This window comes from Micromonospora sp. NPDC005172, assembly GCF_040608555.1.
Lineage (GTDB): Bacteria > Actinomycetota > Actinomycetes > Mycobacteriales > Micromonosporaceae > Micromonospora.
In genome coordinates this window covers 14,964-28,319 of record NZ_JBEXIL010000067.1, presented here as the reverse complement: position 1 = coordinate 28,319, position 13,356 = coordinate 14,964, and the positions used below count along the sequence as shown (strand labels likewise).

The 13,356-nt window shown below is 71.6% G+C and carries 14 protein-coding genes; 7 read left to right on the top strand and 7 right to left on the bottom strand.

Annotated elements, in window-relative coordinates:
- Positions 1-98: 98 nt before the first annotated feature.
- Positions 99-650, bottom strand: coding sequence for a TetR/AcrR family transcriptional regulator (locus ABZV06_RS29270; protein ID WP_355246005.1), 552 nt, complete (start codon positions 648-650; stop codon positions 99-101).
- Between the two features lie 84 nt (positions 651-734).
- On the opposite strand from ABZV06_RS29270, the gene ABZV06_RS29265 reads away from it, so the two are divergent.
- The 4 genes from ABZV06_RS29265 (at position 735) to ABZV06_RS29250 (ending at position 5,502) form a co-directional block, all read left to right on the top strand.
- Positions 735-1,181, top strand: coding sequence for a DoxX family membrane protein (locus ABZV06_RS29265; protein ID WP_355246008.1), 447 nt, complete (start codon positions 735-737; stop codon positions 1,179-1,181).
- 24 nt (positions 1,182-1,205) lie between these two features.
- Positions 1,206-1,688, top strand: a complete 483-nt coding sequence (locus ABZV06_RS29260; RefSeq protein WP_355246012.1) for a MarR family transcriptional regulator — start codon at positions 1,206-1,208, stop codon at positions 1,686-1,688.
- Positions 1,682-3,415, top strand: coding sequence for an ABC transporter ATP-binding protein (locus ABZV06_RS29255; RefSeq protein ID WP_355246015.1), 1,734 nt, complete (start codon positions 1,682-1,684; stop codon positions 3,413-3,415). The genes ABZV06_RS29260 and ABZV06_RS29255 overlap by 7 nt, the downstream gene beginning before the upstream one ends.
- A gap of 164 nt (positions 3,416-3,579) precedes the next feature.
- Positions 3,580-5,502: an ABC transporter ATP-binding protein gene (locus ABZV06_RS29250; protein ID WP_355625455.1), complete on the top strand. Its 1,923-nt coding sequence runs from the start codon at positions 3,580-3,582 to the stop codon at positions 5,500-5,502.
- A gap of 39 nt (positions 5,503-5,541) precedes the next feature.
- On the opposite strand, the gene thrS is transcribed toward ABZV06_RS29250, so the two are convergent.
- Positions 5,542-6,759, bottom strand: coding sequence for a threonine--tRNA ligase (gene thrS, locus ABZV06_RS29245; protein WP_355625451.1), 1,218 nt, complete (start codon positions 6,757-6,759; stop codon positions 5,542-5,544).
- Positions 6,760-7,265: 506 nt separating this feature from the next.
- Between thrS and ABZV06_RS29240 the strand changes: the two genes are divergently transcribed.
- Positions 7,266-7,892, top strand: coding sequence for a DedA family protein (locus tag ABZV06_RS29240; protein WP_355625449.1), 627 nt, complete (start codon positions 7,266-7,268; stop codon positions 7,890-7,892).
- A gap of 148 nt (positions 7,893-8,040) precedes the next feature.
- A complete protein-coding gene (locus tag ABZV06_RS29235) occupies positions 8,041-8,676 on the top strand; it encodes a DUF998 domain-containing protein (protein WP_355625447.1) in 636 nt (211 codons plus the stop codon).
- Here ABZV06_RS29235 and ABZV06_RS29230 read toward each other — a convergent pair.
- The gene (locus ABZV06_RS29230; RefSeq protein ID WP_355625445.1) at positions 8,654-10,057 is read right to left on the bottom strand and encodes an NAD(P)H-quinone dehydrogenase; all 1,404 of its coding nucleotides are present in this window, start codon (positions 10,055-10,057) and stop codon (positions 8,654-8,656) included. The genes ABZV06_RS29235 and ABZV06_RS29230 overlap by 23 nt on opposite strands.
- Positions 10,058-10,222: 165 nt before the next feature.
- Here ABZV06_RS29230 and ABZV06_RS29225 point away from each other — a divergent pair, with 165 nt between their 5' ends.
- Positions 10,223-10,678: a gamma-glutamylcyclotransferase gene (locus tag ABZV06_RS29225; protein ID WP_355246029.1), complete on the top strand. Its 456-nt coding sequence runs from the start codon at positions 10,223-10,225 to the stop codon at positions 10,676-10,678.
- A gap of 72 nt (positions 10,679-10,750) precedes the next feature.
- On the opposite strand, the gene ABZV06_RS29220 is transcribed toward ABZV06_RS29225, so the two are convergent.
- From ABZV06_RS29220 to ABZV06_RS29205, 4 genes are all read right to left on the bottom strand, one after another.
- The gene (locus ABZV06_RS29220) at positions 10,751-11,710 is read right to left on the bottom strand and encodes a GNAT family N-acetyltransferase (protein ID WP_355625443.1); all 960 of its coding nucleotides are present in this window, start codon (positions 11,708-11,710) and stop codon (positions 10,751-10,753) included.
- Between the two features lie 76 nt (positions 11,711-11,786).
- On the bottom strand, positions 11,787-12,197 hold the full coding sequence (locus tag ABZV06_RS29215) for a type II toxin-antitoxin system VapC family toxin (protein ID WP_355246035.1): 411 nt from the start codon (positions 12,195-12,197) through the stop codon (positions 11,787-11,789).
- Positions 12,194-12,472 (bottom strand): type II toxin-antitoxin system prevent-host-death family antitoxin, encoded by a 279-nt coding sequence (locus tag ABZV06_RS29210; protein ID WP_355246037.1) that lies wholly within the window; start codon positions 12,470-12,472, stop codon positions 12,194-12,196. Before ABZV06_RS29210 ends, ABZV06_RS29215 begins: the two co-directional genes overlap by 4 nt.
- A 63-nt stretch (positions 12,473-12,535) precedes the next feature.
- On the bottom strand, positions 12,536-13,270 hold the full coding sequence (locus tag ABZV06_RS29205) for a hypothetical protein (RefSeq protein WP_355246039.1): 735 nt from the start codon (positions 13,268-13,270) through the stop codon (positions 12,536-12,538).
- Positions 13,271-13,356: the final 86 nt, after the last annotated feature.

Genomic DNA, 13,356 nt, shown 5'->3' with positions numbered 1-13,356 from the left:
GATCATGAAGTTATTGCCTCTCGCCTCGGCGTGTCACGGCAATAACTTCATGATCAACGGGGGCGGGGGGCGGAGGGTGGGGGCGGGGGTTCGGGGGGTTAGGGGGTTAGGCGGGCCAGGACTTCGCGGGCTGCTGTGCGGGGGTCTTCGCCGACGCGTTCCGGGAGGGCGCCGGCCAGCCAGAGGGTGGCGAAGCCGTGGGCTATCGACCAGGCGGCGAGCGAGTCCCGGTCGGTGTCGGCGCGCGCACCACGGGCGGCCACCCCCGAACGGAGGGCCGTTCCGGCGCGCTCGCGAGCGGCGGTCAGCTCGGGGTCGTCGGGCCGGTGCAGCTCGGGCCGGAACATCACCTCGAAGTACGCGCGGTGCGCCACGGCGAAGTCCACGTACGCGACGCCGGCCTCCAGCAGGTCGTCGCCGGCCGCGACCAGCGCCTGGGCCAGCCGATCGAAGCCCTGGGCGGCGAGGGCGGTGAGCAGGCCCGCCTTGTCGCCAAAGTGGTGGGCGGGCGCGGCGTGCGAGACGCCGGCCCGGCGGGCCAGGTCACGCAGGCTCAACGCGGCAGGTCCGACCTCACCGACGGCCTCCAGCGCCGCGTCGAGGAGGGCGCGGCGAAGGTCGCCGTGGTGGTACGCACGCGTCTCGGTCATGCCCGAATCCTAATCTTGTCATTGACAAGATGCCATCGTCGGGCGCAATCTTGCCACTGACAAGTTCTCGCGAGGAGGATTCCGATGGCACCCCTGATCGCCCTGATCGTCGGCAGCGCACTGGCCCGACTGGTCGGCCTGGCCGGCGTCTCCGCACTCGACGGTTGGCATCCCGCACTGCGGGTGGGCCTGGCCCTGATGTTCGTGGTGACCGGCATCGCGCACTTCGTCGGCAAACGCCGGGCCGACCTGATCGCGATGGTCCCACCCCGCCTACCCCGGCCGGATCTGCTGGTCACGCTCACCGGCGCGCTGGAGTTGGCCGGCGCGGTCGGGTTGCTGATTCCGGCCACCGCCCGCCTCGCGGCGGCCGGCCTCGGCCTGCTCATGCTCGCGATGTTCCCGGCGAACGTCTCGGCCGCGCGCCGAGGGCTGCTCCTCGCCGGACGTCCGGTCACCCCGCTGGGGCAGCGCACGGTCCTGCAACTTGTGTTCGTCGCCACCGCTGTCGGTATTTCGTTTGGGGCCTGACTATCAGGGAGCTAACCTGCTCCCGTGGAACTCGTCACCCTCCAGGATGTGCCGCTCGGCCGGCTGCTGGTCGTGGCCGGGCACCTCGTGGGGCAGCGGTGGAACCGTTACCTCGCCGAGGAGCACGGCCTCACCCAGGCCGGCATGATCACCCTGATGACGCTCGCCCGGCACGGCGAGCTGCCCCACCGCCAGGTCGCCGAGAAGGGCTTCGTCCGCCCGGCCACCCTGACCGGCATCGTCGACACCCTCGAACGCGACGGCCTGGTCGAGCGGCAGCGCGACGACAGCGACCGGCGCAGCATCCGACTCGCCATCACCCCCGCCGGCCGGGAGCGGGTGGCCGCCCTCGGCGCTCTCATGCACTCCGGACGCCCGCTCACCTCGATCGACGCCGACCCGGCGAAGGCTCAGGTGATCCGGGAGTTCCTACTCGAAGTCATCGGCAGCGGCCACGACCCGCAGATGACCGGACGACCCACCGACGCGGAGGAACCGTCGTGCTGATCCAACTGTTGCGCGATCAACTGCGCCAGTACCAGAGACCACTGCTGGCGGTGGTGCTGCTCCAGTTCGTGGGCACCATGGCCTCGCTCTACCTGCCCAGCCTCAACGCGGACATCATCGACAAGGGCGTGGCGCGGGGCGACACCGGCTACATCGTGCACACCGGCGGCTGGATGCTGCTGGTCAGCCTGATCCAGATCGTCTGCTCGATCGCCGCCGTATACCTCGGCGCGCGGGTCGCGATGGGCTTCGGCCGGGACGTCCGCGCCCGACTGTTCGCGCACGTCAACCGCTTCTCCGCCCGTGAGGTGGCCCGGTTCGGCGCACCGTCGCTGATCACCCGCAACACCAACGACGTCCAACAGGTGCAGATGCTCGTGCTGATGAGCTGCACCATGCTGGTCGCCGCGCCGATCATGAGCGTCGGTGGGGTTTTCATGGCGCTGCGCGAGGACATCGGGCTCTCCTGGCTGATGCTGGTCAGCGTGCCGGTGCTGGCCGTCGCGCTGAGCGCGATCATCCGGCGGATGGTGCCGGGCTTCCGGCTGATGCAGACCCGGATCGACACGGTCAACCGGGTGCTGCGTGAGCAGATCACCGGAATCCGGGTGGTCCGCGCGTTCGTCCGCGAGCCGTACGAGACGGACCGCTTCGGTGTCGCCAACGCCGACCTGACCGCCACCGCCCTACGTACCGGACGGTTGTTGGCGTTGATCTTCCCGGTGGTCATGCTGGTGCTGAACGTGTCCAGCGTGGCGGTGCTCTGGTTCGGCGCGCAGCGGGTCGACTCGGGCGCGATCCAGATCGGGGCGCTCACCGCCTTCCTGGCGTACCTGATGCAGATCCTGATGGCCGTAATGATGGCCACCTTCATGCTGATGATGGTCCCTCGCGCGGCGGTCTGCGCCGAGCGGATCGTCGAGGTGCTGGACACCGACTCCTCGGTGGTCCCCGCCGCCGCGCCGGTCACCGAACTGCCCAGCCGGGCCGAGCTGGAGCTGCGCGGGGTGCGCTTCCAGTACCCGGGCGCGGTCGAACCGGTGCTGCGGAACATCTCCTTCACCGCCACCGCCGGCACCACGACGGCGATCATCGGCAGCACCGGCGCCGGCAAGACGACACTGCTGTCGCTCATCCCCCGCCTGGTCGACGTCACCGACGGCGCGGTGCTGGTCGACGGGGTGGACGTCCGCGAGTTGGAACCCGACGAGCTGTGGCGACGCATCGGGTTGGTGCCGCAGCGGCCGTACCTGTTCACCGGCACGGTCGCCAGCAACCTGCGCTACGGCAACCCGGACGCCACCGACGAGGAGCTGTGGGCGGCGTTGGAGATCGCCCAGGCGCGCGACTTCGTGGCCCAGATGCCCGGCGGGCTGGACGCGCCGATCGCACAGGGCGGCAGCACCGTCTCCGGCGGGCAGCGCCAACGCCTGGCCATCGCCCGGGCACTGGTCCGGCAGCCGGAGATCTACCTGTTCGACGACTCGTTCTCCGCGCTCGACCTCGGCACCGACGCACGGCTGCGGGCGGCGCTCCGGCCGATCACCGCGCAGTCGGCGGTGGTGATCGTGGCCCAGCGGGTGTCCACCATCGTCGACGCCGACCAGATCATCGTGCTCGAGAACGGAGGGGTCGTCGGAGTGGGACGACATGCCCAGTTGTTGGAGACCTGCCCGACGTACGCCGAGATCGTGGCCTCCCAGCAGACGGCGGAGGTGGCGGCATGAGCGAGCGTGACGAACCACGGACCCCGGCCGTACCCAGTCAGAAGCCGGCCGGCGACGCGCCGACCGCGACCGGCGGGGCGCCACAGCCCGGCGGCGACGGGCGGACGCCCAAGCGCCTGCCGGCGGGCCGGCCCGGCGGCGGCCCGCCCTGGATGAGCGCGGGGATGCCCGCCGAGAAGTCGATGAACTTCGGGCCGTCGGCCCGGCGGTTGCTCGGCCGGCTGCGCCCGCACCGCCTGCACCTGAGCGCGATCATCAGCCTCGCTGTGGTGAGCGTCGGCTTCAACGTGGCCGGCCCGAAGATCCTGGGCCACGCCACCGACCTCATCTTCAGCGGCGTGATCGGCCGGCAACTGCCCGCCGGCACCACCGTCGACCAAGCCGTCGCGGCGGCCCGGGCCAGCGGCAACGACAGCTTCGCCGACATGCTGGCCCGGATGGACGTGGTGCCCGGTGTGGGCATCGACTTCGACGCGCTGGGCCGGGTGCTGCTGTTGGCGCTCGGGCTCTACCTGGCGGCGAGCGTGCTGTCGTGGTGGCAGGGTTGGCTGCTCAACGGGGTCGTCCAGCGCACGGTGCTGCGGCTGCGCGCCGAGGTGGAGGAGAAGCTCAACCGACTGCCGCTGCCCTACTTCGACCGGCAGCCGCGCGGTGAGCTGCTCAGCCGGGTCACCAACGACATCGACAACATCTCGACCAGCCTCCAGCAGACCCTCAGTCAGCTGCTCACCTCGCTGCTCACCGTGGTCGGCGTGCTTGCCGTGATGTTCTGGATCTCGCCGTTGCTGGCCCTGGTGGCGCTCGTCGCGGTGCCCCTGTCGGTACTGGTCACGCAGCGCATCGCCAAGCGGTCCCAGAAGCAGTTCATCGCCCAGTGGACGCACACCGGCGAGTTGAACGGCCAGATCGAGGAGGCGTACACCGGGCACGAGCTGGTGAAGGTCTTCGGCCGGCAGCGCGAGGTGGAGGCCGCGTTCCACGCGAAGAACGAGGAGCTGTTCCGAGCCAGCTTCGGCGCGCAGTTCATCTCCGGGATCATCATGCCGTCGATGATGTTCATCGGAAACCTGAGCTACGTGGCCATCGCCGTGGTCGGCGGCCTGCGGGTGGCCTCCGGCACGATGAGCCTCGGTGACGTGCAGGCGTTCATCCAGTACTCCCGCCAGTTCACCCAGCCGCTCACCCAGCTCGCGTCGATGGCGAACCTGCTCCAGTCCGGGGTGGCGTCGGCCGAGCGGGTCTTCGCGGTGCTCGACGCCGACGAGCAGAGCCCCGACCCGGCCCAGCCGGCCCGGGTCGTCGACCCGCACGGCCGGGTCGAGTTCGAGGGCGTCTCCTTCCGGTACGCACCGGACAAGCCCCTGATCGACGACCTGTCACTGGTCGCCGAGCCGGGACACACGGTGGCGATCGTCGGTCCGACCGGTGCCGGCAAGACGACCCTGGTCAACCTGGTCATGCGGTTCTACGAGCTGGACGCCGGCCGGATCACGCTCGATGGTGTGGACATCACCACGATGCGCCGCGACGACCTGCGTGGACGGATCGGCATGGTCCTCCAGGACACCTGGCTGTTCGGTGGCACCATCCGCGACAACATCGCCTACGGCCGCCCCGACGCCACCGAGGAGGAGATCGTCGCCGCGGCCCGGGCCACCTTCGTGGACCGGTTCGTGCGCAGCCTGCCCGACGGCTACGACACGGTCATCGACGAGGAGGGCAGCAACGTCAGCGCCGGCGAGAAGCAGCTCATCACCATCGCCCGGGCGTTTCTCGCCGAGCCGTCCCTGCTGATCCTCGACGAGGCCACCAGTTCGGTGGACACCCGTACCGAGGTGCTGCTCCAGCGGGCGATGGCGGCGCTGCGCTCGGACCGGACGAGCTTCGTCATCGCGCACCGGCTCTCCACCATCCGCGACGCCGACCTGATCCTGATGATGGAGGACGGCCGCATCGTCGAGCAGGGCACCCACGAGCAGTTGCTCGCCGCCCACGGCGCGTACCACCGGCTCTACCGCTCGCAGTTCACCGGCGCCGCGGTGGACGAGGAACCGGCCGCCCCCGCCGCGCAGCCCGCGTCGGTCTGAGGGCGGCCGGTCGTGCACGCAACCAGATCGGCGGGCGGGTCAGCCCGGCGGAAGCAGGTCGGCCGCGCGGGCCGCGACCTGCCCGCCGATCAGGGCGAGCGCGGCGTCGGCGGGCATCGGGGCCAGGGCCCGGCCGTCGCGCAGTCGCAGGGCGAGCGCGCCGCCGGCGACCTCGGCGGCACCGAGCACCCCGAGGTACGGGACGCGGCGGCGGGTCGCGTCCCGGACCCGGGCGCCCAGCGAGCCGGCGGCGTCCACCTCGACCCGCAGGCCGGCGTCGACGGCCCGCCGGGCCAGGTCGGCGGCCGCGTCGGCCTGCCCGTCGCCGACCGGCAGCACCACCAACTGCACGGGCGCATACCAGGCCGGGAACGCGCCCTCGTGCGCCTCGATGAGGTACGCGAACAGCCGTTCCATGCTGCCGACCAGGCTGCGGTGCAGCATCACCGGCCGCCGCCGGCTGCCGTCCGAGTCGGTGTACGACAGGTCGAACCGCTCCGGCTTGTCGAAGTCCACCTGGATGGTGGAGATGGTCGATTCACGGCCAGCCGCGTCGACGATCTGAATGTCGATCTTCGGACCGTAGAAGGCGGCCTCTCCCGGGGCCTCGACGTACTCCACGCCGGCCAGCGCGTCGCGGAGCAACTCCTCCGCGTGGGCCCACTGCGCGTCGTCGCCGACGTACTTCTCCCCCGCCCCGCGCAACGAGAGCCGGAACCCCGCCGGTCGTACGCCGAGCGCGGCGTGCGCGGCGCGGATCAGCCGGAGGATCTCGGCGACCTCCGCGCCGACCTGCTCGGGGGCGCAGAAGGTGTGCGCGTCGTTGAGGGAGATGGCGCGTACCCGGGACAGTCCGCCGAGCACCCCCGAACGCTCCGAGCGGTACATCCCGCCCAACTCGGCGATCCGCAGCGGCAGCTCCCGATAGGAGCGCCCGCGCGCCCGGAAGACCAGCGCGTGGTGCGGGCAGAGCGCCGGCCGGAGCACGAACTCGTCATCGGCGCTGAGCCGCAACGGCGGGAACATGTCGTCGGCGAAGTAGCCGAGGTGGCCGGAGAGTTCGAACAGTTCGCGCTTGCCCAGCGGCGGCGAGTAGACGTGCTGGTGGCCGGAGCGGCGCTCCAACTCCCGGACGTACTCCTCGACGGCGTGCCGGGCGGCGGCGCCGGCCGGCAGCCAGATCGGCAGGCCGGCGCCGGCCAGCGGATCGGAGACGAACAGGTCCAGCTCACGGCCGAGCTTGCGGTGGTCGATCATGTCGGGCTCCTGGATCGGGTACGACCCGGAGGCGACCTGGGCACCGAACGCCGAACGGCCCTCGGGGGCGGATCGCCCCGGGGCCTGGTCGACGGTGGTTACGTCAGAGCGGCACGCCGGGGACACCCGGCGTCGTCGTCATCACTACCGCGCTGCGCATACGGCGACGCTACCCGTCGGGCGGTCGTGGACGCACCCGGATTTGCGGCGGTGGGCAGGGAGGCGGGCCGCCGGCGCGGGACCCGCCGGCGGCCCTGGGCGGCCCGCGTCGTCAGGAACGGGGGACCCGACGTGCTGGGCCGCGCCGACCACGGTACGCCGACGAACGCCGATCCGGCGACCACCTCGGGCCGGGCTGGACCCGTCACCAGCGGGTGCCCGCCTCGTTGGAACAGGGTGGCCCTGTGGTGTCGACGGTCACGACACCACGGGGCTGTCCATGGTGACGCCCGCCACGCCGTCAGGCTCAAGACACCCAATCGGCCGCATCCGGCGAGGTGGCAGGCGTGCCTGAACTACTGACTGACGTCGCATCGCCGACGTGGGCGTACCTGGTGCTGCTCGGGCTCCTCATCGCCGACGCCTTCGTACCCGTCATCCCCACCCAGATCGTCATGATCACCAGCGGTGCGCTGACCGTGTACGGAGGGCTCAGCCTGCCGGTCACCATCGCCGTCGGCGCGCTCGGCGTCTTCGCCGGTGACCTCGCCTGCTACCTGCTCGGCCGCGTCGCCCCCGACCGGCGGGCACCCCGGCACGCCGAGCTCAGCCGCGCCCGCCGCGTCGCCAGCCGGGTCACCCAGGGGCTCCGACAACCCGGGCCGCTGGTGATCCTGCTCTGCCGGTTCGTGCCCGGCGGGCGGATGGCGGCCTGCTTCTCGGCCGGCCGCAGCCGCTACCCGTACCGGCTGTTCGCGCTCTACGAGACGATCGCCGCGCTGGGGTGGGCCTCCTACGGCGCGCTGGTCGGGCACCTGGGCGGCACCGCGCTCACCGAGTCGGCCTGGCGGCTGGCCATCATCGCCGTCGCCGCGGCGGCCGGCTTCGCTGCGGCGGGATGGGCGATGACAGCGGTCAGCGCCCGCCACGCCCGCGCCGCCGCCGAAATCCCCCTCGACGAAGCGCGTTTGTAGATCTTGGAAAGTTTCCGTCCGATGCGAACGGAAACTGTCCAAGATCTCGGGGAGAGCCGGTCCGAGAGGTTCCTAGGGGTGGGTTTTAGGGGCGAAGTCGGTGGCGGTCCCGGATCTGGCTGGGGTGTCCACGGCGACAGGCTGAGGTATGCCTGGAACCCGGAGTACCGGCCTGCTGGCCCTCGGCGGGATCGCCGTGGCGGCGTTGCTCACCGTGATCGGTCACCTGGAAGTCAACGACGACCTCAACCCGTGGGCGCTGACCATCAGCGACTTCGCCGTCTCCGACCGGGGCGGTGTCATCGACGCGGCCATGGTGGTGCTGGCGCTCACCACGGTGGCCCTGCTCCACGGGCTGCGACGCACCGACCCACCACGATCCGGTCGAGCGATCGAACTGCTGCTCGGCGCATGGGTGGCAGGGCTGCTGCTGGCAGCCCTGGTGCCGACGAACGAGCCCGGCGCCACCATGACCACGTCCGCCTACGTGCACCGGTACGCGTCGGTGGTCGCCTTCCTGGCGTTGCCGGTCGGCGGCTGGCTGCTGGCCCGGCACCCCGACCTGACACCCGCCGCCCGGACGCTCCGCACCCTCGTCGTGCTGAGCCTGGTCCTGGCGGGCGGGATGGTGTGGTCCGCCTACCCCGGCGACCGCCTGCTCATCGGGCTCGCCGAACGCCTCCTGATCCTGACCGAGGTAGCGGTCCTCGCGACGGTAGCGCTGACCCTCACCCGGCGTTCACCCGACGAGGACGGCGCGCTCACTCCAGCTCGTGGAGCATGAGCTGACGGGCGGATTCGGTGATCGAACCGGAGAGGCTCGGGTAGATGGTGATCGTCTGGGCCAGCTCGTTGACCGTCAGATTGTTCTCCACAGCCATCGTGATGGGCAGGATCAGCTCGCTGGCCTTCGGGGCGACCACCACGCCGCCGATCACCTGGCCGCTGGCCGGGCGGCAGAACAGCTTCACGAAACCGTCGGAGAGATCGTCCATCTTGGCCCGGGCGTTGCCGGACAGCGGCAGCATCACCTGCCGGGCCGGCACCTTGCCGGCGTCCATCTCGTCCTGCGAGACGCCGACGGTGGCCAGCTCCGGGTCGGTGAAGACGTTCGCGGCGACGGTCCGCAGACGCAGCGGGCGCACGGCCTCGCCAAGGGCGTGCCACATGGCGATCCGTCCCTGCATGGCGGCGACGCTCGCCAGCAGCAGCACACCGGTGCAGTCACCGGCGGCGTAGATGCCGGGCACGTTCGTCCGGGAGACCCGGTCGACGGTGACGTAACCGCCCCGGCCCAGCTCCACGCCGTACTCGGCCAGGCCCAGGTCGGCGGTGTTCGGGATCGAACCGACCGCGATGAGAGCGTGCGAGCCGGTGACCTTGCGACCGTCGGACAGCTCCACCTCGACCCCGTCCGCGGTACGCCGCACCGCGTCGGCCCGGGAGTTGTTGAGGATGTTCATACCCCGGTTGCGGAACACCCGCTCGATGGCCGAGGCCGCGTCGGCGTCCTCGTGCGGCATCACCCGGTCGCGGCTGGAGACCAGGGTGACCTCCACCCCCATCGCGAGGTACGCGCTGGCGAACTCCGCGCCGGTCACGCCCGAGCCGACCACGATCAGGTGCTCCGGCAGCTCCGGCAGGTCGTACACCTGACGCCAGGTCAGGATGCGCTCACCGTCAGGTACGGCGGTGGGCAACTGCCGGGGCGTCGAGCCGGTGGCCACCAGCACGGTGGACGCGGCGATCGAGTACTCCTCGCCGCCGTCAGCGGGCGTGATGACGACCAGGTGGGTGTGCCCGAGCGCGTCCTCGCCGAGCCGGGCGGTGCCGGCCACGAAGGTGACCCCCGCCTTGAGCAGCTTGGCGTGGATGTCGGCGGACTGCGCCAGCGCCAGCCGCTTCACCCGCGCGTGCACCGCCTGGGCGTCGACGGTCACCGCCTCCAGGCCGTCCGAGTGCACGCCGAACTCCTCGGTGTCCCGATAGCCGGTGACCACCTGAGAGCTGGCGATGAAGGTCTTCGACGGTACGCAGTCGGAGAGCACGCAGGCCCCGCCCGCGCCGTCGGCCTCGACCACGGTGACATCGGCGTCCAGTTGGGCGGCGACAAGTGCCGCCTCGTACCCGGCCGGCCCACCGCCGATGATCACGATCCGGCTCACAGCGCCATCCTTTCGCTCGCGACTGCGGGGCTCCGCTGCGCTGCACTCCTCGCGCTCACCACGTTCGCCCTTCGTTGGTGCTCACAGTGACTTTCTTCTGCCGAGCGCATCCGACACGCACAGTCGTATTCTCCCCCACCCATCCGTCGGGCTATCGTCATCGCCGTGGGTCATCACGCCGCCTACGGCTCAAACCTCGATCCGTCCCGAATGCGGGCCTACTGCCCGCACTCGCCGATGGTCGGCACCGGCTGGCTGGAGGGGTGGCGGCTGACCTTCGCCGGTGCGGACGTGATCGGCTGGGAGGGTGCGGTGAGCACCGTCGTCGAGTCCCCCGGCGACCGGGTGTTCGTGGCGATCTACGACATCCACCCGTACGACGCGGCCCAGCTCGACGAGATCGAGGGTGTGACCGCCGGCACGTACCGCAAGCTGCACGTGCGGGTCTCCACCCTCGACGGCGACGTCACCGCGTGGATCTACGTGTTCGACGGGTACGAGGGCGGCCTGCCGACGTCGTGGTACCTGTCCGAGATCGCGAACGCCGCCGAGAAGGCGGGCGCGCCGGACGACTACGTCACCGAGCTGCGGTCCCGCCCCACCGGCACCGCGTCCCCATAGCGCGTATCGCACGCCCCCAGTCTGCAACCGTCGCCGGCTCCGACGCCCGCCGGGCCCGGCCGGGGTCGCCAATCACACACCGACGGCCGGGACGACCCGCTCGTACATGTCGCTCCACCAGGTCTCCCGCAGGCCCACCGACCGGTAGAGCGACAGCGGCGCGGTCGGGTTCGTGAGGTCCACGCCGAGGCCGGCGGACTGCCGTCCCTTGTCGGCGTAGCGGGCGAACGCGCGACGCAGCAGCGCCCCGCCCACCCCACGCCGGCGGTACGCGGGCAGCACCGACAAACTCTTCACCCAGCCCTGCTGCTGGTCGAGCGCCTGGTCCGAGGACTGCAACGCGCCGGCGAGCACCCCGTCCACCTCGGCGACGAACCACTCGTCCCAGGCGGTCACGTCGCCGATCCGGGCCCGCCACCGCTCGTACGACAGTGGCTCGTGGTCCGGGGTGTCACGGAAGGCGGTGTCGTGGACGCGGTGGAACTCCCGCAGCTCGGTCTCGTCGTTCGAACGGACCGGTCGCACCGTGACGCCGGGCGGCGGCGTGTGCTCTGGGGGCAGGTCGGCCAGCGAGCGGCGCATCCGGACGTACCGCTTGACCAGTGTGAAACCGGCGGCCCGCAGGGCCCGCTCCCAGTCGCGTTCCGGGGCGAACACCGCGCAGCGGACGGTGAGCGACGGCAGTCGCCGCTCCGCGGCGCGCTCGGCGACCCGGTCGAGCTGGCGGGCCAGCAGCGGCGCGCGGAGGGTGGCGGCCCGCTCCGGGTCGACGTAGACCTCCACGAACTCCCGGCCGACCCCGGTCGGGTTGTCCACCGTCGCCCAGGCGACCACGGTGCCGTCCGGGTCGAGCGCCAGCCAGGAGTCCCGGGTCGGGTCGAAGTGCGGGGCGGTCAGCGACTCCTCGACGTCCTCAGCGTCGAAGTCGGGATGACCGATGGCGAAGGTGTCGGCGGCGTGCACCACCGCGAGGATCGCCGGTACGTCGTCGAGTGTGGGCCGGCGCGCGGACCAGCCGGCGGGAAGGGTCACGGCAGGAGATCCTGACAGCCGACGGCCGACCGCGCCGCCCATTTACGCCGGGCGGGCGGATGCACCTACCCGTGAATCAGTTCTGACCGGGGCTCGCGACGGGTAGCCCTGCTTCCTTGGCGCATTCGAGCAGTCGGCGATCGTAGGTGACGAAAGCGACGAGTGCGGTGCCGGACTCGTTGGTCAGGAGCTGGGCGGTGGCCAGGTGGATGGCATCGAGACTGCGGAGCATCGGCTCGGCGAACGCGGCCGCGGTGGCGCGGATCGTAGTGTCGATCTCCAATCGAAAGAGCCGTCCGACGGCCGCGGGCACGCCGACCAACGCCTGCGGAGCGGATCGGCGCAGGGCCCGAGGCACCTCCACCTCGACGAGGGCAGAGGACACCAGCGGCACGTCGGGATGGGTGTTGAGCCAGGAGACGAGATCGGCGCTGCACGCCTCCTGCCTGACGAGCTTCACGACGGCGGCGGAATCGAGATAGATCACCAGCGCTCCTCGTCCCGCATCGCGGTGAGCGTGGCCGCCACGTCGACTTCCTCGTCGCCCAGCTTCGGTGGAAGTGGTACCGGTCCGCCGCCGGTGGGGGCGACGGCCCGGCCGGACGCCACCAGCTTGGCCAGCATCGACCTGTCGTCGCCCACGGGCACGAGTCGGGCGATCGGGTGACCGCGGTCGGTGATCTCGACCGTCTCGCCGCCGCTCACCCGTGCCAGTACCTGACTCGTGTTCTGGTTGAGCTCCCGGACACCGATGCGTTCCATAAACACAAGTGTAGAACCAGATGTTCTACACTTCCACCTCTTCCTGTCCGTCGATCGGGTCATTCAGGCGCGGCCGGCGCGGGTGTGGTGCAGCAACTCCACCAGCTCCGCGCCGTCGGCGGGGCCGAGCGCCGCGAACGCCGGCGCGGCCAGCCGGTTGGTCACCGCCTCCGCCCACAGCCGCCGACGCACCAACGGCCCGACCGGGGGGTACGGGGGCGGCCAGCCACACGCCACCGCGCCGGCCTCGCCCTCCGGCCCGGCGAGCACCGCCTCCAGCGGAGTCATGCCGGCGGCCCGTACCGCCAGCAGGTAGGCGCCCGTGAAGTGCTCACGGAGCAGTCGCAGTCCCGCGGCGCTCCGCGCGCCCGGCGACCCGTCCGGCAACGGCATCGCCCGCCACGCGGCGAAGAGCGGCATGCCGCTGGCGTCCGCGGCGGCGACCGCCCGTTCGACGAGGTCGGCCAGACGCTCGGCCCCCGGCAGCGGTCCCAGCTCCTGCGTCCCCCACCGACAGCACTCGGCCAGGCTCGCGGCGGCCACCTCGGCCGGGTGCAGGACCCGGGCGGCGGCGTCCCAGCCGTCGGCGACGGCGTCCGGCGCGACGAAGCCGATCGCCGCGGCGGCCGTCTCCGCGCGTACGTCGCCGAGCGCGCCCGCCCGACCGCTGATGTAGAAGGCCCAGCCGGAAATGCCGAGCAGACGCGCCCGACGCAGCGTGCTCGGACACCTGCTGAACCCGTCGCCGAGGTCGAGGACGACGGGTTTGCTGGCGGCGGCGATCTGCTCCGGCGTCATCCGGCCGCCATCCGCGGGCCCCACCGCACAGCGATGGCACTCGGCCCCGGGACAGCCGGCTCCGGACGGCACACCCGCTCGTCGTC

Coding starts and splice junctions, on each gene's coding strand:
- ABZV06_RS29270 (WP_355246005.1), bottom strand. CDS start 650: ATGACCGAGACGCGTGCGTACCACCACGGCGACCTTCGCCGCGCCCTC.
- ABZV06_RS29210 (WP_355246037.1), bottom strand. CDS start 12,472: ATGGAACGCATCGGTGTCCGGGAGCTCAACCAGAACACGAGTCAGGTA.
- ABZV06_RS29265 (WP_355246008.1), top strand. CDS start 735: ATGGCACCCCTGATCGCCCTGATCGTCGGCAGCGCACTGGCCCGACTG.
- ABZV06_RS29235 (WP_355625447.1), top strand. CDS start 8,041: ATGCCTGGAACCCGGAGTACCGGCCTGCTGGCCCTCGGCGGGATCGCC.
- ABZV06_RS29205 (WP_355246039.1), bottom strand. CDS start 13,270: ATGACGCCGGAGCAGATCGCCGCCGCCAGCAAACCCGTCGTCCTCGAC.
- ABZV06_RS29250 (WP_355625455.1), top strand. CDS start 3,580: ATGCCCGCCGAGAAGTCGATGAACTTCGGGCCGTCGGCCCGGCGGTTG.
- thrS (WP_355625451.1), bottom strand. CDS start 6,759: ATGATCGACCACCGCAAGCTCGGCCGTGAGCTGGACCTGTTCGTCTCC.